We start from the raw sequence: 23,898 nt of genomic DNA on the forward strand, positions 1-23,898 counted from the left end.
ACGGAGGGGCATGTCGCGCATCCAGAGGGAGCGTGATCGTCTCCTCGCCTCGACCGCCCGCACCGTGGGGCTGACGGCCACGGTGACCGCCGCCCTCTGCTTGAGCGTTCCCGGAACCCTCCCGCTCCCCCTCTACCTCGCGTCGCTTGTGCTGATCGCGTGCATGGCGTACGCCCAGGTCCGGCTCGCCTCGCTGTCCCGCCTCACGGTGTGGCTCTCCGTCATCGTCGTCTCCGGGATTGCGCTCATCCTGCTGAGCCTGCTGCCGATGCGCCCGCTCGGGCCGTCGGCGGTCGCCGCTATCGCGGTGACCGCGGCCGCCGGCATCGCGTCCGTCTCGGTGCTCGGGGTGACGTCGAGACCCCGGATGCTGCTGCTCGTCGGCGCGGTCGCCCTGACGCTCGCGGCCACCGTCACAACGCTCGGGCTCACCCGCTCGCAGATGGCCGAGTCGCTCGTCTTCGTCGCCGCCGGCTGGATCGCTCTCACGACGACCGGTGTCTGGCTCTCGCGAACCGTGCCGCGCACACTCAAGCGGATCTCCACGATGAGCCGCGCCTACCGCGTCGAGCGGCAGGCCTCGGAGACCGAGGCGCGCCGCCGCCAGGGCGCCCGTCTCTTGCACGACACGGTCCTCGCCACGCTCACACTGCTGGCGCACTCCGGCGTCGGCGTCGGCGTCGGCGCGCTGCGGGAGCAGGCGGCCGAAGACGCGGCGCTGCTCCGCCAGCTGCGACTCGGCTTCGCCCCCGACCCGAGCCGGTCCGGCGACTACCGCCTGAAACCGGTCGAGGAGTCCACCCTGGGCAACACGCTGGAATCGGTCAAGCAGCGCTTCCGGCGGATGGGGCTCGAAGTCAACTGGCATGGCGCCGGACAGGTGCTCCTGCCGAGCGAAGTGCTGGACTCGTTCCTCCTCGCGCTGGGCGAGTGCCTCGAGAACGTCCGCCGGCACTCCGGCGTGAACGAGGCGCACGTCACGATCACGGACGACGAGACGACCGTCCGCGCGATGGTGACCGACGGCGGCAAAGGCTTCGATGTCGCCAGCATTGAGGAAAGCCGGCTGGGCTTCGCCGAGTCGATCGTCGCGCGCCTCCACGATGTCGGGGGCAACGCGCGCCTGTTCTCGTCACCCGGCAGCGGGACGACGGTGGTTCTGGAGGTGCCGAAGTGAGCAAGGCGGACGAGCGCACCATCCCGCGCCGCCCGGGCGGCCAGGAGCACGACGCCCTCGAGCAGGCCCAGCTGGACCTCGGCTTCAATGTGGCGGCGGTCACCCTGATCGCCTTCCTCCTCGTGGTGCTGGCCCTCTCCAGCCTCTCCTCCCCGCGGATCGGCCTCAGCTTCGGGGCGTGGGCGCTGCTGCTGGCGACGCTCCTCGTCGCGCTCTTCGTCCGCTTCCGGCTGCCGGAGGCGCTTCCCACCTGGATGTTCGCCGGAGCCCTCATCGTCTGGGCCGCGATCGTGGCCCTGGATGTGGCGGGCACCGCCACCAGCGCCGGCTGGGTCCCGCTGACCGCCGCCGCGGCCGTCGGCCCCGCCCTGCTGCTGTGCGTCCCGGTCCGGCCCGCCGGGGAGATCGCGATCGCCGCGGTGGCGCTCGGCATCGTTCTGACCGTCGTGCTCGTCCTGCGAGCGAGCGGGCAACCGCAGATCTTCGGCCCGAACCTGGTCACGATCGCCGTCGCCGTCGCTCCGCCGCTGATCGGCGTGCAGATCGTCCGGTCGCTGAGCACACTCGTCCAGCTGGAACTGGACCTCGTGCAGGCACAGAGCACCGTCTCCTCCCCCGGGTACGCGGTCGGGATGATGGCCTCCGAGGAGCTCGCCCGGCTCGACCTCGCCGCCGAGCGCCTCCTCGACGGTGTGGCAACCGGGCAGACGTCGCTCCCGCTGGACGAGTCCACTGCGGACGCCGCCGCCAGCATCGCCACCGCGCTTCGCATCCGCCTCATCCAGGGCCGCAAGGAGACCTGGCTCTACCACGCGGTCACGGAGTCGACGCTGCTGGGTCCGGCGGTGAGGCTCAACGACCCCGAGGGCCTCGCCGCCGGGCTCACCCGCGATCAGCGCGACGGCCTCCTCACCGCGGTCTGGCTGCTCATCAGCGATCCGGTGCGCTCCGGGGCCGGACAGGCCAGAACGCTGACCCTCGGAATCGAACGGCGGCCCGTCACCGCAGCGATGCCCGGAGCCGTCGCCACGGATGCCACAATGGCTATCGTTGTGACAGCCACCGGTGTGCCGCGAAACGGGGTGGATCCTGCCGCGTGGCAAGCTATCCGTAAGGTGGGCCGCCATGTCGAGTCGTTCTCCGGATCGACGCTCCGAATCGAGGTCACCACCGTGAGCGAAGCTTCAGCCGAGATGCCCTGACCCAGCACGGTACTCACAAGGAAGAAAGGCTGCCCATGAGCGAGAAACCCCCCATCAGAATCGCGATCGTCGACGATCACAAAATGTTGCTCGGGGCTCTCACCGAATGGATCCGCAACGCCGCGGACGACATCAGCATGGTGGCCGCCGTCGCCAGCTGGCCCGAGCTGCTGACGCACCCCGAGTTCCCCGTCGATGTCGTCCTGCTCGACCTGGACCTCAAAGACAACATCCCCGTCTCCCTCAAGCTCTCCACGCTCAAGACGACCGGCGTGCGCACCGTGCTCATGAGCACCTACTCGGAGCCCGCCGTCGTTCGCGAAGCCCTCGCCGCCGGCGCGCTCGGCTACCTCGTCAAGAGCGAGGACGCGGTCATGATCGTCGAAGCGATCCGCGCGGCGAGCAAGGGCGAGTCGTTCATCTCCGCCGAACTCGATCTCGCCCTCAACACCGGCGAAGTCGGCGGCGCCCCCAAGCTCAGCGCCCAGGAGCGCCGCGTCATGGCGCTCTACGGCGCCGGCGAGCCGGTCAAAGCCGTCGCCTTCCAGCTCGGCATCTCCGACGAGACCGCGAAGAGCTACTTGAAGCGCATCCGCGAGAAGTACCGCGTCGCAGGCTACGACGTCGGCACCAAGGTAGCGCTACGGAAGCGGGCCATCCAGGACGGGATCCTGCTGCAGAACGACTAGAGGCGGGGCTGAGCGCAAGGGCGGCAGGTGTACAGCGCGGAAAGCGGCACAGCGCGCTACCCGGTGCAGAGCGATGCGGTTGCTGTGCGCACCGCACGATCGCTCGTGGCCAGGTCGAGGCCCTACCCGCACCAGTCCGCTACGATCCGGTCCCCTTCACCGAACGGAAAAGGGTGCCCCGCCAAAAGACGAGGGCACCCAGACAGCTCCCGGCCGGATCAAGCCCCGCCACCAGCCGTGAAAATATCCTGCGAGATGCGGTCGAGCTGAGTCCTCAGCTCCTCAAGCTCCTGCTTAGCCTTATCCAACGCAGCCTTGGTCTCCGGCCACGTCGACCCCCGGAACGTCGACGCCAACGGCCCATCCCACACATTCGAATCGGACAGAATACGACCCTGAGCATCCAACTGGGCGATCTGATCGGTGAACCCCCATTGACAATCGACTGGATCTGACGAATAGCCGTCTTCGCCTTTTCGGTCGAAAGCACACGCGACATAATTACTTCCCCTCAAAACGGCCCACACGGACCAATTGGATTATCACTTTGATCTTTCCAATACAGAATCTCTCATGTCAAGTTCCAGACGGGCTGACCGCCTGAATCAGCGCGACAGCGCCTCCGACGCAAGCGTACCCACGGCCGGGGGTGATGGCGACCGGAGACTGGCGTGGAAGCGAGACGCCGAGAAGATTGCCGTCGTAGTCGATGTCCGGTTGCAGCAGCACGCCGCAGCGGGCGCTGCGGGCCGCCTTCGTCCAATGGCTGTAGAGGTTCAGGAGGTCGCCGCCCCGGCCCGCCGCGACGATGCACAGTCCTGGGCGCTGGGCGGAGATCAGCGAGGCGATCGACTGATCCGTGTCCTCGACCCGCTCCGCGTCGTCGATCAGCAGGACGATCGGCGCGGTCTCCAGCCGGAGCGAGGCCAGGAGGGCCGGGATTTCGTCAGCGCTCCCCGCGCTCCGGTCCAGCTCGGCCGCAGCCAGCGGGGATCGGCGGTCGTGGATCCCCCAGACCTGGCACCCCGCCGCCCGCATGCTCTCCGCGACCGCGAGCAGCAGCGTCGACTTGCCCGAGCGCGACGGCCCCGCGATGAGGAGATGCTCACCCTCGTACACTTCGAGCGTGGCCGGCGCCAGGGTGTCCTCACGCAGACCCACCGGGATCAGCCAAGGCTCACCGCCGGTCGTCGCAGCGACGCCGAGCTCCGCCACAGCGATCCGGTCGGGCAGACTCCCGATGGCATCGCGCTTCGCCCCACTGTCCGCCCACCGGCGGGCAACCGCGTCCACCGTGCCCACGAAGCCGCCGGCCGGAATCGCGACGTGGCTCTGCAACAGGGTCGTTACGTCGACGTAGCGGCCGGGCACGGCGGCAGGGATGGCCGTGCCGCGGACGCCGAGCGCCGAATAGTCGTAGGCGTCGGCGAGGCGGAAGAGCCACTTCTGCGTGGTGACCTCGTCCATCGCCGAAGGGATGGCCTTGGCCCGGGTCGTCGAGACGGCGAACGACATACCGACGCTCGGACCGTCGGCGTACACACGGTAAAGGCCGTCGAGCAGCGCCTGCCCCTGGTAGTCCTGGAACTCGTCGCGGAGCGCCGCCAGCCCGTCGAGCAGGACGAGCGCCCGGCGGGGCGTCCCCTCGCCGGAGGACCGGCGGCGTTCGAACTCGCCGAGCAGGTGCCGCAGGAACCTCGTCTGCTTCTCCTTCGCGCCCGCACCCGAGCCGACGTAGGCGACGGTGTGCGGCAGCCCGGCGAGCGGGGCAAGCTCGCGTGAGCCCATGTCGAGGCACAGGATGTCCAGGTCCTCCGGAGGCGTCGCCCCGGCCGCGGCGAGCGCGATGCTGGAGAGTGCGGTGCTGGTGCCGCTTCCGGCGATGCCCATCAGCATGAGGTTGCCCTGGCTCAGATCGCAGCCAGACGGCGATGAGCTGCCCGCTCATCCCGCCGATCTCTTCGAGTTCCACAGTCTCGCCCAGCGCCTCCGGCCAGACCGGGCGGGGCGGGGCGAACCCGGCCTGCGCGTTCGCGGCGACGACAGCGTCGATGAGGTCGTCGAGGTCGGTCGCGCCGTCTGCTGCGGCCGGCGCGCTGCGGAGCGGGATCGGAACACCGAAATCGTCCAGGAGCTGCACCTCGACGGCCTCGGCTGTCTCCTGCTGCGCGCGTCCGGTGACGAGGGCCGTCTGCACCGGCGTGATGTCGTCCTGCCCGAGCTTGACGTAGGCCCGGCCCGTCTGCGCGCGGCCGATGGCGGAGGCGGAAGGGACGCCGATGACGTTCGAGGAGTCCTCCCTGCTCTGCACGCGCAGGGCGACCCGGAGGTTCGTGTTGGCCAGGATGTCCTCGGTGACCACCCCCGCGGGGCGCTGGGTCGCGAGGACCATGTGGACGCCGAGCGTCCGGCCGACCGCGCCGACGCTGACGAGGGAGGCGAGAACGTCCGGAAAGTCCTTCGCGAGCATCGCGAACTCGTCGATGACGAGCAGCAGCCGCGGAAGCGGTTCGGCCGGGTTCGTCGCGAGGTAGGCGTCGAGGTTGTCGATATCGTCGCCCGCGGCGGCGAACAGGCGCTGCCGGCGTTGCATCTCGGCCTCGAGCGCGCGCAGGGCGCGGTCGGCGAGCTGCTCGTCGAGATTGCTGATCGTGCCGATGGTGTGCGGGAGGCGCTCGCACGCTTTGAACGCGGCGCCGCCTTTGAAGTCGATCAGGATGAAGTTCAGCCGGGTGGGATCGTTCCGGTCCGCGAGGCCGGCGACGAAGGAGCGGAGGAACTCGCTCTTGCCGGAGCCCGTCGTGCCGCCGACGAGTCCGTGCGGCCCGTCCTTGACCAGATCGAGGGTGAGGACAGCGCCGCCGACCAGGACGGTGGCCGGCCCGGTGAGCAGCTCGCCCTCCGCGTCGATGCGGCGGCCGTCGACGATGGTGCCGTTCGTCGAACCGCTGTCGCGGATTCGCACCCCGTCGCCCTCGAACGCCAGAGTGCAGTGGCTCCAGGAGGCGCTCTCGGTGCGGAGCGCCACATCCGCCTGCGGGGAGCGCCCGACCACGAGCTCGCGGCGGTCCGGGACGGGCACGATGCCGCCGACGGCCTCGCCGCCGGAGAGCGAGACGCTCCATCCCGCCACCCGGGCGAGCGCGCGGCCCGGCTTCGCGGAGACGAGCGACCCCTCCAGGAGGACGAGGTCGCGCAGTTCGGTCGTCGCCGTCACGGCGACGCCGTCCACGAAGAGCCGCTCCTCCGCCTCCAGCCGGCGACCGCCTGCCGCGTCCACGAGCTCGGCGACAGTCGCCGTCGGAGCCCACCGGCCCAGCTCGACCGCCTCGCGCCGGCCGTCGATGTCGATCACCACCCGCATAGCGGCCTCCCTTGGTCGTATCGCGCCTAGCGCCTGGACGGTCCGGGGAACCAGACCAGAGACAGCCCACCGGCGCCGCCGGCAGCGGCCGGCCGCAGCGCCAGGTCCTGTCCGCTGGCCGCGAGCGGTGCGACGGGTCCGGCGAGCGCCGATGGACGCGAGAAGTCGAGCTTGGGCCCGGCTCCGCCGTTCTGGGGGCCAAGCGTGGAGTCGCCGAGAGCGGAGGCGACGCGGCCGGGGTCCTTGCTGTCCGCGGCGGAGACGGCGCGGACCAGGGAGAGGACAGCGTCGTGGCTGCGCGCGTCCGCCGCGGAGGCGACCGTGGCGAACGCCGCGTCACCGGTGAGGTTCTTGGCTCCGGAGTCCTGCGCGAGCAGGCGGTTCCCGGCCAGGAAAGCCGACATCCTCCGGCCCGCGGCCGTCGCGTCGAGCGCGGTCGCATCGCCCCACGCAGCGCCGACGGTCTGAAGGCCAGCAGCGACGCTCCCACCCTGGGCGGCCAGCGCTGCGGCGAAGGCCGGACCGGTCGCCGAGCCCGTGAGGACGATCGGCACGCCGATGTTCCTGGATTGCAGGGCTCGCACGATCGCGGCCTGCTGCCCGGGCGCTCCGCTGACGATGATGACGTCGTTCGCCGTGCCGGGCTGACGCTCGGGAGATGTCTCCTCCTTCGCGGGCACACCGAGGTAGGCGCCGTTGGTCGTCGTATCCGCCTCGGTCCGCCGGGCGACCTCGACCGCCAGCGCCTGGAGGTCGCCGCCCTGCTGGAGCGCGATCCGGTCGACCTCCGCGAAGCCGTCCGGCAGCCCCGGCCCCTCGTCGATGTGCAAAGGATGCCGGGCTGCGCCGACCGCCTTCGTCAGCGCCTCGCGCTCCGCCTTGGCGGTCGGCGCGAACGTCCAGCCTCCCTCCGCCTTCGCGTCGCTGGAAGGCAGAGGCGCGTAGGGCAGGATCACCGGCACGCCCGCGGCCGAGGCCGCGGCGACCGCGCCGCTCAGGTGGGCGCCCGAAGAGGCGATCACGATGCCGGAGACGCCCCTGCCGACCAGACGGCGGACGGCCTCCTTGCCCCCGTCTGGCGTTCCGTGGTCGTCCTCGGAGACGAGGTCGACCGTGGTCCCGCCGAGCGCCTGCCGCTGCTGGGCGACGCGGGCGCCCTGGGCGGCCATGTTCCACTCGGACCCTTCGGCCGAGCCGCCGAGCGTGACGATCACACCGATGCGGGTGTCCTTCGGGACCGAGACGCTAGAGAGGGCGACCGGGACCGTCACGGCGACCGGGTCGGCCGGGTCGCTGGCCGTCGCACGCAGGGCGACGGAGGTCGCTGCGACGACCGCAGCCACGCCGACCACGACGCCCGCAGCGATCAGGACCCGCTTGCGGGTCCAGCCTCTCCCGGGCGCGATCCTTCGACTGTGCGTGCTCACTTCCGGCCTCCCCCGATCTGGAACGAGTAGATGGTCTGCCAGCTCGCCCCCGACGGCACCGTCAGGTGGAAGGGCGGGTAGGCGGCGGCCTCGTCCAGCGCCGCCGAGAACTGGGCCTGCCCGAGCAGGATGCCCGCAATGTCCTCAGCACGGATGTTCGCGTAGCCGGCCGCGTTCTGCGAAGCGAGCGCGAGCTGGAAATCGGCAGTGTCCGACTTGGCCGCGCTCGCCGACATCGCCCCCAGCAGTCCGGCCCCGCCCGGCGACCGGTCGCCGAGGTCGAGCAGGACGCCCTGGAGACGGCCCTGGAGCAGAGCGGTCGCAGACACGACATCCAGCGCGGAGGCGGTGGTGCTGCGAGCGATGCCGTCGAGGGCCCTCGCCGTCCGTTCGCTGAGCGCGGCCGTCGCCTTCGCGTCGGTCTCGGCGAGTTTCCGCTTCTGCTGGTCGATCATCCGGCCGGACTCGTCGAGCACGCGGCCGGAGGTCGAGGTCAGCCCGGCGATCGTGCGGTCGTACGAGTCGGTGAGCGCCTCACGGCTGAGGCGGCCCTGCTCCGAGACCACCCGGGTCTGTTCGCTCACGGTCTCCGCGACCCGGCTGTTCGTGTCGTCGGCCGCGTCCTGGAAAGCCTGGGCGATAGCCGCCGCGAGGGTGTCCTGCTGCTGAGAGACGGCGAGGAGGTCGCCGTGCAGAGTGTCCGCGTCCGTTCGGGCGGCGCGCGCCTGCGCGTCGGCCAGATCCAGCGCCGCCCGCAGCTTCTCCTGCTGTTTGGCGTCGGTCGACTGTGCCGTTGCCAGAGCATTCTGCACGGCCGTCAGCGAAGCGCGCAACCGGCCGAGGGCCGAGGCCGCGTCGTCGGACTCGGTCGCCTTCTGGACCGTCGTCCACGCCGTGACCTGGGCGGCCAGCCGCGCGTCGAGGGCCGCGGAATAGCAGGCCGGAGCCGTCAACGGCGTGACGCCATCGCAGGCGGTGCCGGTGAGGTGCGCTGGGACCCGGTGACGTCGTAGGAGACGCTCCGGGGAGCGACGGTCAGGTTCTCGACGGCGACGCTGAGTTCGAGACGGCCGGTGTAGCCTTTCAGGTCGGAGAGATCGGAGCCGGATCCCTTGTCGGTGCGGTACTGGGTGATCACCCGGACCGGAAGGTCGTCGACGACCTCCTCCGCCCGGTAAGACGTCTCCGTGCTCGTCGTCTCTTGGGACTCGGCACCGAGGTAGACTGCTTTGCCGTCGATGGCCCGCACAGAACCGTCCGATGTGAGAGCGACGTGGACGGACTGAAGCACCCGCGACGACGAATCGGGCGCGTCCGCCGTCGGTACGCATCCCGCGAGCAGCGCCAGCAGGGCGGCTCCGCCCAGACCGGCGGACGCCCGGTGACGGAAGCGTGCGCTGCGAGAACGCGCAGAGAAGCTCAAGATCAGGTCCCCCTCGGATGGCGATCGGCGATGCGCGCGGTGTCGGACAGACCCCTATCGCATAAAATATACCATACAATATGCCAGAAGACCGAGAAAAAGGGGAAATCGATGGTTCAGCCACGACCGGGCGACGCCCTCGGGGCCGGGTACCGGCTCGTGCAGCATGTCGGCGCGGGAGCGGCGGGGGACGTCTGGCTCGCAGAGACGACGGCCGACGGCCCCCGCTTCGCCGCGAAGATCCTGAAGCCGGAGCACGCCAAGGACCCGACGCTCGTGGAGCGGTTCATCCGGGAGCGATCGGTGCTGATCGGGCTCCGGCACCCGGGCATCGTCGCCGTCCGCGATCTCGTGGTGGAGGGCGAGACCCTCGCCATCGTCATGGACCACATCCACGGTGGCTCGATGCGCGACGCCCTGGGCGAGTCAAAGACGCTCCCCGCGGCGGATGCCCTGACGTTGACGGCCGAGGTCTTCGACGCGCTCGCCGCCGCGCACGAGCATGGAGTCGCGCACCGCTATATCAAGCCGGACAACGTGCTCCTCACCGAGCCGTGGCAGCCCGGCGCCCGCAATGTCGTGCGGGTGACGGACTTCGGGATCGCCTCGGTGGTGGACGAACGCACGCGGCAGACGACCGGACTGCTCGGCACACCGCTCTACATGTCGCCGGAACTGATCAGCCGCGGACGCTCGACGGGCGCGTCGGATGTGTACTCGGCCGGCATCCTGCTCTACGAGCTGCTCGCGGGGCGCACCCCGTTCGCCGGAGCCGGAACCGACTTCACAATCGCCTACCGGCATGTGTCGGCGCTCCCGCCCCGGCTGGCCGTACCCGACGATCTGTGGGCGCTGCTGAACACCCTGCTCGCGAAGGACCCGGAGGCGCGCCCCAGCGCTTCCGAGGCCGCCCGGACGGCGCGGAGGCTCGCGACCGCGCATTCCGCTCTCCCGGCGCTCGAACCGGCCGGCGACGATGCTGCGCGGCGAGCTGCTGCGACCCGGCGAACCGGCCACGGCCACTCCGTCCCCCTGTCCGACGAGCGTCCGGACCTCGGCGAGGCGGGACAGCGGACCATCGTGCGCCCCTTGGCCCGGTCCCTGGTTCCGTCAGCGCCGACGGCGGAAGCGGGCGAGTCGCCGGCGCCGCAGCGCGGACGACGGCCCGAGTGGCTGACCAAGCGCACAATGGCGCTCGGGGCGGCGGGAATCGTCCTGCTGATCGGGCTGGGGGCCAGTGTCGTCCTGCTGTCCCCGGGGGATCGACGAAGGCGAAGCCCGTCGCCTCCGATTCGGCGGTGACCGCGAACCAACAGGACCAGGCCCGCCCGACCGGACTTTCGACCGCCCGCTCGGCGACCTACGACCCGGCATCGAAACGCATCGTCGTGGAGATCGTCTACTCGGCGCAGAATTCCGACCTCTCCGGCGAACTGCCGAGGTCCTCCCCGCTCCGGGCACGACGAGCTGTCACCCTGTCGCCTGGACGGGCACGACCGCGACACGGCACGCGGCTTCCACGACAGGGATGACCGTCTCCTGCGGGTGGCGTCTGGCCGATGTGCGGGTCCCGCGCGACGGACGGACGACCGTGAAAGCGTCCCTGCCGGGCACGGTCGCGGACGACGCCGCCCTGCACGCCTGGCTCGACGAGGCGGCGACGGCGACGAACACGGCCGTCTCGGACCCACAGGTGAGGGGGACGACCTACCCGGCCCAGCGGCTCAAGGGGATCAGCGTCACGACGCCCGCGAGGACCGTCAGCCAATCGCCCCTGCCGATCACGCTGCTCCCGGTGTGGCCGAGCGGAACGGACACCCTCAACCCGCTCTACCAGAGTCCCTCCTCGGGCTCGCCCTCCCAGCTCCTGCAGGACATCGCCGGCGGCGAGAGCAGCTTCCGGTTCTCCGACAGCTGCGGCAGCGCGGTCGCGGTGTCGTCGGACGGGCTCACGGTGACCGCACTCTCGATCACCCCCGAGTGCCGGCTGCGGGCGTCCGTCGGCAACTTCACCGACCTCGAGAGCACCCCTTTTCAGCGTCACGACTCGCGACTGACCACCCGTGAGCCCGGCACAGGATCAGAGGCGCTGACGTCCCTCCCGGAGCCCGGCGGCCCCGCTACTCCCCCGCGCCCCGCGCATCGTCGATCGCCCGTTCCAGACGCTCGAGCTTCGCGCCGAGCTCACCCTCGTAGCCCGGGCGAATGTCCGCCTTGATCACCAGCGAGATCCGCGAACCGAACGGCGCGACGGCCTCGGTCGCCCGCTTCACGACATCGAAGACCTCGTCCCACGAGCCTTCGAGCTCGGTGAACATCGCCGACGTCCTGTTCGGCAAACCGGACTCGCGGACGACCTTCACCGCAGCGGCGACCGCAGCGTGGACCGATGCGTCCGGACCTTCGCCGCCGCTGGGGGCGACCGAGAATGCGACGAGCATGGGACCTCCTTCGTCCGCTCCCCGTGCAGGAGCCTCGGTCCGGCAGCCTACCGCGCGGACCGGACCATCGACACCGGATGCGAACCCGGCGCAGCGCGGAACGGCCACGCGCGAGCCGGCAGCAGGTCGCCCGCGGCTTCGCCCGTGTGCCGCTTGCGCCACAGGGCGGCGATCGCCCAGGCGAGGAGGACTAAATAGCCGACGTTGCGCACCGTCAGGACGCTCACCATCGCCAGGTTCGGGACGATGAGCCCGCCGTAGAGAACGGGGTACAGCACCTGGGTGAGCGCCGCCGTGATCAGCACCAGGACCGCGGGCGTCCTAAACCCTCGCCCCTGGTAGACGATCCCGATGACGACCGGAGCGGCCAGCCAGGCGATGTACTGCGGCGACCCGACCTTGTTGAAGGCGATGAAGGCGGTGACGAGGGCGAGGGCGAGCTCGGGCAGGATACGCGTGTACGGCGTCCCGCGCCGCAGCGAGCGGACGCCGACGAGCGCCACGACGATCACCGTGACCGCGAGCAGCGGGTTCATCAGCTCGCCCGCGACGGCCGTCCCCTCCCCCGCGACCTGGAACGTGATCAGCTTCGTGTCGAAGTAGACATACGAGCCGGGCAGGTGCAGCGCCGCCTGCCACATCCAGAACGTCGCGACCGGAGCCTCGATCTGGATGCCGCGATCGGTTTGCATGGTGACGAAGCTGAGCGCATGGCCGCCCGCGCCAAAGAGCAGAGGGACGGCAACGATCACGAGACTGGTGACGACCGCAACGAGGACGATGTGCCAGCGTGTCTTGAGCGCGATGACGGCAGCGGCGACGATCGCGGCCGGCCACACCTTGATCCAGGTGGCCGCCGTGATCGCGACCACCGCCGCGCGCTCGTGCAGCGTCAGCCAGAGCAGTCCGACGATCGCAATCGCGGCCGAGATCGAGTCCAGCCGGCCGACCGCGATCGGGCCGAGCAGGAGCAGGAAACCGAGCCACCACCAGGCGGCCACGATGCGGCGCGGCTCCCGCCCGGCGGTGAGCACGGCGAAGGCGGCGGCATTCATCAGGAGCACCATCGCGAGCCAGCCGCCGACGTAATTGTCGGCGCCGAGCAGCAGCGGCACCATGACCGGCACCAGCGCGCCGAAGGGGTACACCCAGTCGGAGTCCACGCCGACGATCTGGGTTCCCTGCGCCGCGAGCTGCGCCCACGGCTTGTAGACATGCATGACGTCGCCGAGGCCCTTGCCCTGGTCGAAGGCGAGGGCGCCGAGAACGAGGTGGACGAGCAGGAACGCGATCCACAGGGCGAACGGGCTGGCGGCGACGCGCTGGAGCCCGCCCGAGACACTCTCCGGGGTCGGTTTCGCGGGCTTCGGCTCCGGTTCCATGCCCATGACACTCATCATAGAGGACACGTCCCGTGCGTCGTTCAGCGGGCGGAGAGCAGTCCCCGCACGACCGCAGGAAGAGCCTCCGCGATATCGAGCGCCGCGATCGGGCCGCCACCGGACGCCCGCAGGCCCGCCCGGCCGTGCAGCCAGGCCGCGGTCGCGGCGAGCGCCGCGAGCGCGTCGTGGCCCTGGTCGCGCACCGCGTCGGCGTGCGTCGCGACCAGGGCACCGAGGACACCGCCGAGGACGTCCCCGCTGCCCGCGGTCGCGAGCCAGGGCGTCCCCGCCGTCACCGTGCGATGTGTGCCCCCGGGAGTGGCGATGTGCGTGGTGTGTCCTTTGAGCAGCACCGTCACGCCGAAGGAAGCGGCGGCCCGCGCCGCCCAGACGGCGGGGCCGGAACGGATGCCGTCAGCCGTGATGGCGTCCGGATCGTCGCCACCGGCCAGCATGAGCGCGAGTTCGCGGGCGTGCGGGGTGATGACGACCGGCCCCGCAGCCTCCGGCACAAGGTCGAGGGCCCCGGCGTCGATGACGAGGGGCGTGCCGTCGGCGAGCGCGTCGCGGAGGCGGCGGGTGTCGTCCGGGGTCCGGGAGGCAGCGTCCATCCCGGAGCCGAGCAGCCAGGCCTGCACCCGTCCGGGCGCAGTGACGGCCTCCGGCCGCCGGCGCAGGACCTCCGCGGCCGTATGAGCCGCCCCGAGGTAGCGGATCATCCCGACACCGGTCCGCGCCGCCGCCTCGACGCCGAGCACAGCGGCGCCCGGGTAGCGGCCGGAGCCGGTCACCACGCCCAGCACGCCCCGCGAGTACTTGTCGTCGCTCTCGGACGGCGCCACGATCCAGTCGTTCACGTCCCGTTCCCGCCACGGGCCCCGATCGTCCATGAAAACCTCCCCTCCTCACGATAGGTTAGGGCGATGAGCATCGCCATCCCCGGGAAAATCATCGTCTTCGACTACGGCGAAGTCATCTCGACCACCCCGACGGAGGCCGACCGGGCCGCGCTCGTAACGCTCGCCGGCGCGGATTCGGGGAGTTTCTGGCCCGCCTACTGGCGGCGCCGCAACGCACTGGACCAGGGCACGCTGAGCATCCAGCAGTACTGGCGCGGGATCGAGCGCGAGCTCGGCGAGCAGTGGGCGGACGCGAAGATCCACCAGCTCTGGCTGACCGACTTCCGGAGCTGGCTGAGCATCGACCAGAACACGCTCCAGGTGCTGCTCGATCTGAAAGAGGGCGGCACCCGGCTCGCGCTGCTGTCGAACGCCGGCCCCGACTTCGGCTCGTACTTCCGGCACGGCACGCTCGGAGACCTGTTCGAGAAAGTGTTCGTGAGCGGCGAGCTCGGCACGATCAAGCCCAGCGCCGATATCTTCGAGCACGTCCTCGCCGAACTCTGCGTCACGGCGGCCGAGACGGTCTTCATCGACAACAAAGAGGAGAACGTGCGCGGTGCCGAGGCGGTCGGGATGGCCGGGTATGTCTACACCTCCGCCGCCGATCTACGGGCGTATCTGACGGCCCTGGCGGCTTAGGGCACGATATGGCGACACTCTTCGGACCCCTCACGCTGCGCGGCGTCACCGCCCGCAACCGCATCTGGGCCTCCCCAATGTGCATGTACTCGGTGCTGGACCGCTCGGGCGTCCCGCAGACCTGGCAGCTCGTCCACCTCGGTGCGATCGCCACCGGCGGCAGCGGCATCGTCTTCACCGAAGCGACCGCCGTCAGCCCGGAGGGTCGCATCTCCCCGCGCGACACCGGCATCTGGACGGACGAGCAGGCGGAGGCGTGGCGGCCCATCGCCGCCTTCATCGCCGAGCAGGGCGCGGTCCCGGGCATCCAGCTCGCCCACGCCGGCCGCAAGGCCTCCTCCTGGCCGGCCTGGGGCTTCGAGGACAGGACCGGCTCGGTCCCGGCCGCGGAGGGCGGCTGGCCGACCGTGGCGCCGTCGCCGATCGCGTTCGGCGATCTAGACACCCCGGCCGAACTCGACCGCAGCGGCATCGACCGGGTCGTCGCCGGCTTCCGCTCCAGCGCACGCCGCTCGGTGGACGCCGGTTTCCGCGTCCTGGAACTGCACGCCGCGCACGGCTACCTGCTGCACCAGTTCCTCTCCCCCCTCGCCAACCGCCGCGATGACGAGTACGGCGGCTCCCTCGAGAACCGCGCACGGCTGCTGTTGCGCATCGTCGCCGAGGTGCGCACGGAAGTCGGCGGCGACGTGCCGGTCTTCGTCCGTTTCTCCGGCTCCGACTGGACGCCCGGCGGCTGGGACGAGCAGCAGACAGCGACCGTCGCCGGCTGGGCGCAGGAAGCCGGGGCCGACTTCTTCGACATCTCCTCCGGAGGCATCCAGACCGGTGTCCGCATCCCGCTGCAGCCGGGCTACCAGGTTCCCTTCGCCGAGCATGTGCGCCGTTCGGCCGAGGTGGAGGTAAGCGCCGTCGGGCTCATCACCACCCCGCGCCAGGCGGCGGACATCGTGGAGAACGGCAGTGCGGACGCGGTCATGCTGGCGCGCGAGCTGCTGCGCGACCCGCATTTCCCGCTGCGGGCCGCGCACGAGCTGGGCGTGCCGATCGGCTACTGGCCACCGCAATACCTCCGCGCGGCGTGGCGGGGCTGAACGCGGAGCGCGTCGAGATCGAGCCGGCCGGGGAGGAGCGACCGCCCGGATGCGGCCTACCTCCGCCTGGTCGCGTCCTGCACCTCGCCGACCAGCTCCTCGATGATGTCTTCCAGGAACAGCACACCGGCCGTCGCCCCCTCCGCGTCCACCGCTCGCGCCAGGTGGCTGCCCGAGCGGCGCATCGTCGCCAGGGCGTCCTCTAGTTCGCTGCCGGCGAAGACGGTGACCAGGCGGCGGACCCGCTTGACCGGCACGGGGAGTTCGTAGCCGGTCTCCTCCAGATCGAGCACGTCCTTGAGGTGGAGGTAGCCGGTGGGCTCGGCGTCGGCGTCCAGGACGACGTAGCGGGAGAACCCGTGCTTGGCGACCGCCTTCTCCACATCCGCCGGGGTGGGCGACGGGGGCAGCGCGACGAGCGTCTCCGGTCCCACCATCACATCCCGGACAGTCTTCTCCGTGAACTCGAACGCGGCGATCAGAGCGCCCGTGCGGTCGGTCAGCACGCCCTCGCGCTTGGACTGGTCGACGATGGTCGCCACCTCGTCCAGCGAGAAGGTGCTGGCGGCCTCGTCCTTGGGCTCCACCCGGAACAGCCGCAGCACAGCGTTCGCGGTGGCGTTCAGCGCCACGATAATCGGGCGCACGGCCCGCCCAACGGCGACCAGCGGCGGCGCAAGTAGCAGCACGGCCCGGTCGGGCATCGAGAACGAGATGTTCTTGGGCACCATCTCGCCGAAGAGGACATGCAGGAACGACACCAGCGCCAGCGCCACGATGAACGCGATGGTCCCAATGACCTCCTCCGGCCAGCCCGTCGCCCCCAGCGGGACCTGCAGCAGATGGTGGATGGCCGGTTCGGAGACGTTCAGGATGAGCAGCGAGCAGACCGTGATCCCGAGCTGGATGGTCGCCAGCATCAGAGTGGCGTGCTCCATCGCGAAGAGCGCGGTCTTGGCGCTCCGCTTGCCGCGCTCCGCCAGCGGCTCGATCTGCGAGCGGCGCGCGGAGATGACGGCGAACTCAGCGCCGACGAAGAAGGCGTTCACGAGGAGGAGCGCCAGCAGCCAGGCGATTCCGGCCCAGTCATTCATGGTCCGCCTCCGTCTCCGGCGTGTACCGGATGCGGTCGACGCGGCGACCGTCCAGCCGTTCGACCCGCAGCGTGCCGCCGCCGATCGCGACCTCGTCGCCGGCCCGGGGCAGGCGCCCGAGCTCGTTCATGACGAAACCAGCGACGGTCTCGTACGGGCCCTCGTCCGGAACGGTCACGCCCGCGCGTTCGAGCAGCTCATCGGGACGCAGGATGCCGGGGAAGGTGATAGAATGCCGCCCCCGGACGACACCGGCGCGCGCACGGTCGTGCTCGTCCGCGACCTCGCCGACGATCTCCTCCACGAGGTCTTCGAGCGTCGCGATTCCCGATGTGCCGCCGTACTCGTCCACGACGACCGCCATCTGGTAGCCGCGCCGGCGCAGCTCACCGAGCAGCGTGTCGAGGCTCATAGTCTCCGGGACGCGCAGGGCGTCGGTCTGAAGCGCCGAGACAGGGACGAACTCGCGTCGCTGTCGCGGCACGACGACGGCCTGCTTCACATGGACGAAGCCGACCACATCGTCCACATCCTCATCGACCACCGGAAAGCGCGAGAGCCCGGTCTTGCGCGCCAGGCTGATGACGGCGCCGGCGGGCTCGGTGCGTTTCACGGCCTCGACGCTCGGGCGGGGCGTCATCACATCGGAGGCGGTTCGGGCGGAGAACGCCAGGGTGCGGCTGAGCAGAGTCGCGGTGTCCTCTTCCAGCACCCCGGCGCTGGCCGAGCGGCGCACCAGCGAGGAGAGCTCTTCGGCTGTGCGCGCGCCCGAAAGCTCCTCCTTCGGCTCGATTCCGAGCATCCGCAGGAAGCCATTCGCGGTGCCGTTGAGCACGACGACGAAGGGCCGGAAGACCGCCGTGAAAACCGTCTGGAAAGGGATGACGAGCTGCGCCGTCGACAGCGGCAGGGCGAGAGCGAAGTTCTTGGGCACGAGCTCGCCGATGATCATCGACAGCAGCGTGGCCGCGGTGATCGCGACGACGGACGCGATGGGGACCACCACCACGGCCGGCAGCCCCCCGGCGGTCAGCGGGCCGCGCAGCAGCGCGCTCAGTGCGGGCTCCATGGTGTAACCGGTGAGCAAGGTCGTCAGGGTGATGCCGAGCTGGGCGCTGGAGAGGTGGGTGGAGGTGATCTTCAGGGCGGCGATCGTCATGGCCAGCCGCGATTCGCCGCGCGCTCTGCGGGCTTCGAGGTCGCCGCGATCCAGATTGACGAGGGCGAACTCGCTCGCCACGAACAGACCGGTGCCGATCGTCAGCAGAAGGCCGACGCCGAGCATGGCCCATTCAAAGAGCAAGGCGATCACCCCGCTCGCGCGGGCCGGTTCGGAGGAATGGGCGCTGGGTCGAAGGTTTCAGTGAAGGAGGGTCGTCCATTTCGTGGGTCAGTATATCGACGGAAGTCTGAAGAGCGCCGGACGGCTCCGCGATTCCCAGCCCGCCTCCGCAGCAGCGCCGCACACGCCCGCGGCTCCCGCGGTCCACAGCGGCGTCCTGGGCCGCTGGCCCGTCCCGTCGGCGACGGACCCCAGCGGCTACCAGCTGACCGGCAGCGCCTTGCCCTCCTCATAGCCCGCCGCCGACTGGATGCCGACCAGCGCCCGCTCATGGAACTCGGACAGCGTCCGGGCGCCGGCATAGGTGAACGAGCTCCGCACGCCGGTCGTGATCATGTCGAGCAGATCCTCCACCGATGGCCGCAGCGGGTCGAGGAAGATCCGCGAGCTGGAGATGCCCTCGGCGAACAGGGTCTTGCGGGCGAGCTCGTAGGCGTCGAGACGCTCGAAGCGACCCTTCACCGCTTTCGTGGACGCCATCCCCCAGCTCTCCTTGTAGAGGGCGCCGGACTGGTCGGCGGCGAGCAGACCGGGCGCCTCGATCGTCCCGGCGAACCAGGAGCCGATCATCACAGAGGCCCCGCCCGCGGCGAGCGCGAGAGCAACGTCCCGCGGGTAGCGCACACCGCCATCTGCCCAGACGTGGGCGCCGAGTTCGCGCGCCGTCGCGCTCGTCTCCAGCACGGCCGAGAACTGCGGCCGTCCGACCGCCGTCATCATGCGCGTGGTACACATGGCGCCCGGGCCGACGCCGACCTTCAGGATATCCGCTCCGGCCGCGACGAGATCGCGCACGGCCTGCTCGGTCACGACGTTGCCGGCGACGACCGGAAGGCCGAGGCCTAGCTGCTTGACGGCGCGGATGGCGCGGCACATGCCGTCCTGGTCGCCGTGCGCCGTGTCGATCACGAGGACGTCGACGCCGGCCGCGGCCAGCGCTTTCGCCTTCGCGGCGACATCTCCGTTGATTCCGACAGCGGCGGCGACCCGCAGCCGGCCGTGCGCATCGAGCGCGGGCCGGTAGATCGCCGAGCGCAGCGCGGTCTTCTTGCTCAGGGTGCCCACGACGCGGCCCTGGTCGAGCACGGGCGCGAAGCCGAGATCCGCGGCCTCCATCACCGCGAAGGCGGAACGGCTGTCGGTCAGGTCCTCGGCGTCGAGCGCGGGGATGGCGGAATGCAGCAGATCGCCGACCCTGGCGTCCGGCAAAGCGGAGCCGAGCTGGGTCGCGGCCAGGCAGCCGAGGTAGCCACCGTCCTCTCCGGAGACGACGACGCCGTGGCCGCCGACGGCCGGGATGCGCCGCAGCACATCGGCTGCCGTCTCTTCGGGGCCGGCCCCGTACGGGGTGTCGAACGCCACGGGTTGCGCCTTCACCCAGCGGATCGCCTCGTCCATCTCCTGCGGGCGCATGTCCTGCGGCAGCACACCGAGGCCGCCGCGGCGGGCGAGCGTCGCGGCGAGGCGCTTGCCGGTCACCGAGTTCATGTTCGCGGACACAATCGGAATGGTCGCTCCTGTGCCGTCGCGGGGCTCGAGCGACACATCCAGCCGGCTTGCCACATCCGACCGCGAAGGGACCAGGAAGACATCGGAGTAAGTCAGGTCGTGGCGGGGTGTCGTTCCATAGAACTGCATGGGAATTACGGTATCGCCCCGGCTGAGCGACCGCATAGCGCCCCGATAGGATTAGGCTTAGCGGGGAGGGATTCGGGTGGTGAATCGCTGCCCGATCGTAGCGAAATCAACGGAGAGAGTGGGCGATCGGCTGTGTCGAGCCAATTGACCGGTGTAGGGACCGACGAGGGATCGTCGGGTGAGTTCGGAGCCAACGAGTGGCTCGTCGACGAACTGTACGAGCAGTTCGTGCAGGACAAGAACTCGGTCGACAAGTCCTGGTGGCCCATCCTGGAGAACTACAACCCGGTGAAGGAGGGCCAGGCCTCCGCTCCAGACCAGGACGAGACCCCCGCACCGGCCCCCGCGGAGCCGGGCGTCCCGTCCCCGAGCGAGCCGTCATTCCCTGCGCCCGCCGAGCCGCTCGTGCCGACGCCCAGCGAACCGACCGCGCCGACGCCCAGCGAACCGACCGCGCCGACGCCCAGCGAACCCGCCGCGCCGACGTCCGCCGCCCCGCCGGAGCCGACAGCGGCCGCCGCCGCGCAGGCGCCGGCCGCCCACCCGGCCGAGCCCAAACCGGTGACGACGCCGATCCCGATCATCGGCCAGCAGCCCGTCGCGCGCACCACCTCGGTCGCGCCGAAGCCGCAGCCGGTCCCGGCCGACGCGCCGGTCACCTCCCCCACCCCGGTCGCCGAGACGGCCGATGAAGACAGGGTCACCCCACTGCGCGGCATGTCCAAGACGCTCGCCAGCAACATGGACGCCTCGCTCACGGTCCCGACCGCGACCAGCGTCCGCACCATCCCGGCCAAGCTGATGATCGACAACCGCATCGTCATCAACAACCACCTCAAACGCGCCCGCGGCGGCAAGGTCTCGTTCACACACCTCATCGGCTGGGCGCTCGTCCAGGCGCTCAAAGAGTTCCCGAGCCAGAACGTCTTCTACGACGAAGTCGACGGAAAGCCCTCCGTCGTCGCCCCCGCGCACATCAACCTCGGCATCGCGATCGACCTGCCGAAGCCGGACGGCTCCCGCGCCCTCCTCGTCCCGAGCATCAAACGCGCCGACACCCTGCGCTTCGGCGACTACCTCGCCGCGTATGAAGACCTCGTCTCGAAGGCCAGGAGCAACAAACTCGCGGCCGGCGACTTCGCCGGCACCACCATCTCGCTGACGAACCCCGGCGGCATCGGCACCGTACACTCCGTGCCGCGCCTCATGAAGGGCCAGGGCGCGATCATCGGCGCCGGAGCGCTCGAGTATCCGGCCGAATTCCAGGGCTCCAGCGAGAAAACGCTCGCGGGGTTCGCCATCGGCAAGACCATCACGCTCACGAGCACCTACGACCACCGCGTCATCCAGGGCGCGGGCTCCGGCGAGTTCCTGAAGATCGTTCACGAGTTGCTCACCGGCAAGCGGAGTTTCTACGAGAACATCTTCGCCGAGCTGCGCATCCCGTACGCACCGATCCAGTGGAACCCGGACATCTCGGTCGATCTGGCGAGCGCCGTGGACAAAACCGCGCGCGTTCAGGAACTCATCAACTCCTACCGCGTCCGCGGGCACCTGATGGCCGACATCGACCCGCTCGAATACGTGCAGCGCAGCCACCCGGACCTGGAGATCGAGACCCACGGCCTCACCTTCTGGGACCTGGACCGCGAGTTCGTCACCGGCGGCTTCGGCAGCCAGGGCAAACACACGATGAAGCTGCGGGACATTCTCGGCGTCCTGCGCGACTCCTACTGCCGCACAGTCGGGATCCAGTATATGCACATCCCGGACCCGGCGCAACGCAAGTGGCTGCAGGAGAAGCTGGAGCGGCCGTACCAGAAGCCGACCCACGACGAGCAGCTGCGCATCCTCGGCAAGCTCAACGAGGCGGAGGCGTTCGAGACCTTCCTGCAGACGAAGTACGTCGGCCAGAAGCGCTTCAGCCTCGAAGGCGGCGAGTCCACCATCGCACTGCTCGACACCATCCTGCAGGGCGCCGCCGAAGAGAGCCTCGACGAGGTCGCGATCGGGATGGCGCACCGCGGCCGCTTGAACGTCCTCACGAACATCGCGGGCAAGACCTACGGGCAGATCTTCCGCGAGTTCGAGGGCACCCAGGACCCGCGCACCGTGCAGGGGTCGGGCGACGTCAAGTACCACCTCGGCACCGAGGGCACGTTCCACGGCGCAGGCGGCGAGGAGATCCCGGTCTATCTGGCCGCGAACCCGTCGCACCTGGAGGCGGTGGACGGCGTTCTCGAAGGCATCGTACGCGCCAAACAGGACCGCCGCCCGGCCGGAACCTTCCTCACCCTCCCGGTCCTCATCCACGGCGACGCCGCGATGGCCGGCCAGGGTGTCGTGGTCGAGACCCTTCAGATGTCGCAGTTGCGCGCCTACCGCACCGGCGGCACCATCCACGTCAACATCAACAACCAGGTCGGCTTCACCACGCCTCCCACCGAGTCTCGTACGTCCATGTACTCGACCGATGTGGCAAAGACCATCCAGGCGCCGATCTTCCACGTCAACGGGGACGACCCGGAGGCCGTGGTCCGCGTGGCCCAGCTGGCCTTCGAGTACCGCCAGGAGTTCAAGCGCGACGTCGTGATCGACCTCGTCTGCTACCGCCGCCGCGGTCACAACGAGGGCGACGACCCCTCGATGACCCAGCCGCTCATGTACAACCTGATCGAGGCCAAGCGCTCCGTACGCCGCCTGTACACCGAGGCCCTGGTCGGCCGCGGCGACATCACCGAAGAGGAATACGAGGCCGCGCACCGCGACTTCCAGGAGCGCCTGGAGCGCGCCTTCATGGAGACGCACGCGGCGCAGACCAACTCGACGCCGGTGATCGCGCAGGACGGCGGCGAGCTCGAACAGCCGATCGCACAGCAGAACGACGACAACGTCGGCGAACCGGAGACGACCGCGGTGAGCGAGCAGGTCATCCACCTCATCGGCGACGCCTTCAACAACCCGCCCGCCGGGTTCAGCGTGCATCCGAAGCTCCAGCAATTGCTGAGCAAGCGCGGCGACATGAGCCGCAACGGCTCGGTCGACTGGGGCTTCGGCGAACTCCTCGCTCTCGGCTCGCTGCTCCTGGAGGGGACTCCGGTGCGCCTGGCCGGCCAGGACGCTCGGCGCGGCACGTTCGTCCAACGCCACGCCGTGCTGCACGACCGCGCCAACGGCCAGGAATGGCTGCCGCTGGCGAACCTCAGCGACAACCAGGCGAAGCTCTGGATCTACGACTCGCTCCTCAGCGAGTACGCGGCCATGGGCTTCGAGTACGGCTACTCGGTGGAGCGCCCGGACGCACTCGTGCTCTGGGAGGCCCAGTTCGGCGACTTCGCCAACGGCGCCCAGACGATCATCGACGAGTTCATCTCCTCGGCCGAGCAGAAGTGGGGCCAGCGCTCATCGCTCGTCCTGCTCCTCCCCCACGGCTACGAGGGCCAGGGCCCGGACCACTCCAGCGCCCGCATAGAGCGATACCTGCAGCTGTGCGCCGAGAACAACATGACCGTCGCGCGCCCGTCCACCCCGGCGTCGTACTTCCACCTGCTGCGCCGCCAGGCGTACGCCCGCCCGCGCCGGCCGCTGGTCGTCTTCACGCCGAAGGCGATGCTCCGCCTGCGCGGAGCCTCCAGCGAGATCGCGGACTTCACCTCGGGCCGCTTCGAGCCGGTGATCGACGACCCGCGCATCGGAGACAAAGCAGCGGTCAAGCGCGTCCTGCTCCTCGCGGGCAAGCTGTACTACGACCTGCTCAGCGAACTGGAGAAGAACCCCAACCCGGAGATCGCCCTCGTGCGCGTCGAGCAGTTCTCCCCGCTCCCGACCGCCGAGCTGAAGGCGACCGTCGACTCCTACCCCAACGCCGAGCTGGTGTGGGTTCAGGACGAGCCCGAGAACCAGGGGGCCTGGCCGTACATGATCCTGGAGACCTCAAAGCTGGGCCCGCGCCCGCTGGGCGTCGTCTCCCGGCCGCCGTCGGCGTCGCCCGCCGCAGGCTCGGCGAAACGCCACGCGCAGGAGCAGGCGGTGCTCATCCAACGGGCGCTAAAGCTGTAGCGGCGAGTGAGCGAAGAGCCCCGGT

General features: G+C 70.2%; 18 protein-coding genes and 1 pseudogene. 8 read left to right on the forward strand and 11 right to left on the reverse strand.

What is annotated here, in order from left to right; translation table 11 throughout:
• Positions 1-10: 10 nt before the first annotated feature.
• From LXX_RS09325 to LXX_RS09335, 3 genes are read left to right on the forward strand one after another with little or no spacing between them, the layout of a single operon-like run.
• Positions 11-1,177 (forward strand): sensor histidine kinase, encoded by a 1,167-nt coding sequence (locus LXX_RS09325; RefSeq protein WP_011186613.1) that lies wholly within the window; start codon positions 11-13, stop codon positions 1,175-1,177.
• The gene (locus tag LXX_RS09330; protein ID WP_011186614.1) at positions 1,174-2,379 is read left to right on the forward strand and encodes a hypothetical protein; all 1,206 of its coding nucleotides are present in this window, start codon (positions 1,174-1,176) and stop codon (positions 2,377-2,379) included. Before LXX_RS09325 ends, LXX_RS09330 begins: the two co-directional genes overlap by 4 nt.
• A 35-nt stretch (positions 2,380-2,414) precedes the next feature.
• Positions 2,415-3,068: a response regulator transcription factor gene (locus tag LXX_RS09335; protein WP_011186615.1), complete on the forward strand. Its 654-nt coding sequence runs from the start codon at positions 2,415-2,417 to the stop codon at positions 3,066-3,068.
• 576 nt (positions 3,069-3,644) lie between these two features.
• Here the strand turns inward: LXX_RS09335 and LXX_RS16870 are convergent.
• From LXX_RS16870 to LXX_RS09360, 4 genes and pseudogenes are all read right to left on the reverse strand, one after another.
• A pseudogene (locus tag LXX_RS16870) lies at positions 3,645-6,432 on the reverse strand (FtsK/SpoIIIE domain-containing protein).
• A 26-nt stretch (positions 6,433-6,458) separates the two neighbouring features.
• Positions 6,459-7,859, reverse strand: a complete 1,401-nt coding sequence (locus LXX_RS09350) for an ABC transporter substrate-binding protein (RefSeq protein ID WP_050737902.1) — start codon at positions 7,857-7,859, stop codon at positions 6,459-6,461.
• Positions 7,856-8,812, reverse strand: a complete 957-nt coding sequence (locus tag LXX_RS09355) for a hypothetical protein (RefSeq protein ID WP_050737903.1) — start codon at positions 8,810-8,812, stop codon at positions 7,856-7,858. Before LXX_RS09355 ends, LXX_RS09350 begins: the two co-directional genes overlap by 4 nt.
• Positions 8,809-9,282, reverse strand: coding sequence for a hypothetical protein (locus LXX_RS09360; protein WP_041767688.1), 474 nt, complete (start codon positions 9,280-9,282; stop codon positions 8,809-8,811). The genes LXX_RS09355 and LXX_RS09360 overlap by 4 nt, the downstream gene beginning before the upstream one ends.
• Before the next feature lie 111 nt (positions 9,283-9,393).
• Between LXX_RS09360 and LXX_RS15765 the strand changes: the two genes are divergently transcribed.
• The gene (locus LXX_RS15765) at positions 9,394-10,584 is read left to right on the forward strand and encodes a serine/threonine-protein kinase (protein WP_011186616.1); all 1,191 of its coding nucleotides are present in this window, start codon (positions 9,394-9,396) and stop codon (positions 10,582-10,584) included.
• Entirely contained in the window at positions 10,581-10,814 is a 234-nt protein-coding gene (locus LXX_RS15770) for a hypothetical protein (RefSeq protein ID WP_011186617.1), read from the forward strand. The genes LXX_RS15765 and LXX_RS15770 overlap by 4 nt, the downstream gene beginning before the upstream one ends.
• A 298-nt stretch (positions 10,815-11,112) precedes the next feature.
• On the opposite strand, the gene LXX_RS15775 is transcribed toward LXX_RS15770, so the two are convergent.
• From LXX_RS15775 to LXX_RS09390, 4 genes are all read right to left on the reverse strand, one after another.
• The gene (locus LXX_RS15775) at positions 11,113-11,310 is read right to left on the reverse strand and encodes a hypothetical protein (RefSeq protein ID WP_041767690.1); all 198 of its coding nucleotides are present in this window, start codon (positions 11,308-11,310) and stop codon (positions 11,113-11,115) included.
• A 92-nt stretch (positions 11,311-11,402) separates the two neighbouring features.
• Positions 11,403-11,723 (reverse strand): thiamine-binding protein, encoded by a 321-nt coding sequence (locus tag LXX_RS09380; protein WP_011186618.1) that lies wholly within the window; start codon positions 11,721-11,723, stop codon positions 11,403-11,405.
• Between the two features lie 47 nt (positions 11,724-11,770).
• Positions 11,771-13,111, reverse strand: coding sequence for a glycosyltransferase 87 family protein (locus LXX_RS09385; RefSeq protein ID WP_141692750.1), 1,341 nt, complete (start codon positions 13,109-13,111; stop codon positions 11,771-11,773).
• Between the two features lie 35 nt (positions 13,112-13,146).
• Positions 13,147-13,995: an ADP-dependent NAD(P)H-hydrate dehydratase gene (locus tag LXX_RS09390; protein WP_041767691.1), complete on the reverse strand. Its 849-nt coding sequence runs from the start codon at positions 13,993-13,995 to the stop codon at positions 13,147-13,149.
• A 33-nt stretch (positions 13,996-14,028) separates the two neighbouring features.
• Between LXX_RS09390 and LXX_RS09395 the strand changes: the two genes are divergently transcribed.
• Positions 14,029-14,646: an HAD family hydrolase gene (locus LXX_RS09395; RefSeq protein WP_011186621.1), complete on the forward strand. Its 618-nt coding sequence runs from the start codon at positions 14,029-14,031 to the stop codon at positions 14,644-14,646.
• 8 nt (positions 14,647-14,654) lie between these two features.
• Entirely contained in the window at positions 14,655-15,740 is a 1,086-nt protein-coding gene (locus LXX_RS09400) for an NADH:flavin oxidoreductase/NADH oxidase (protein ID WP_011186622.1), read from the forward strand.
• Positions 15,741-15,796: 56 nt separating this feature from the next.
• Here LXX_RS09400 and LXX_RS09405 read toward each other — a convergent pair whose 3' ends face one another.
• The 3 genes from LXX_RS09405 to LXX_RS09415 form a co-directional block, all read right to left on the reverse strand.
• Positions 15,797-16,834 carry a hemolysin family protein gene (locus tag LXX_RS09405; RefSeq protein ID WP_041767692.1) on the reverse strand — a complete coding sequence of 346 codons (1,038 nt, stop codon included), beginning with the start codon at positions 16,832-16,834 and terminating at the stop codon, positions 15,797-15,799.
• Positions 16,827-18,119, reverse strand: a complete 1,293-nt coding sequence (locus LXX_RS09410) for a hemolysin family protein (protein WP_176714735.1) — start codon at positions 18,117-18,119, stop codon at positions 16,827-16,829. The genes LXX_RS09405 and LXX_RS09410 overlap by 8 nt, the downstream gene beginning before the upstream one ends.
• Positions 18,120-18,374: 255 nt before the next feature.
• Positions 18,375-19,814 carry a GuaB1 family IMP dehydrogenase-related protein gene (locus LXX_RS09415; RefSeq protein ID WP_011186625.1) on the reverse strand — a complete coding sequence of 480 codons (1,440 nt, stop codon included), beginning with the start codon at positions 19,812-19,814 and terminating at the stop codon, positions 18,375-18,377.
• Positions 19,815-19,946: 132 nt separating this feature from the next.
• Here LXX_RS09415 and LXX_RS09420 point away from each other — a divergent pair, with 132 nt between their 5' ends.
• The gene (locus tag LXX_RS09420) at positions 19,947-23,873 is read left to right on the forward strand and encodes a multifunctional oxoglutarate decarboxylase/oxoglutarate dehydrogenase thiamine pyrophosphate-binding subunit/dihydrolipoyllysine-residue succinyltransferase subunit (protein WP_011186626.1); all 3,927 of its coding nucleotides are present in this window, start codon (positions 19,947-19,949) and stop codon (positions 23,871-23,873) included.
• Positions 23,874-23,898: the final 25 nt, after the last annotated feature.

This window comes from Leifsonia xyli subsp. xyli str. CTCB07 (genome assembly GCF_000007665.1).
Classification (GTDB): Bacteria; Actinomycetota; Actinomycetes; order Actinomycetales; family Microbacteriaceae; genus Leifsonia; species Leifsonia xyli_C.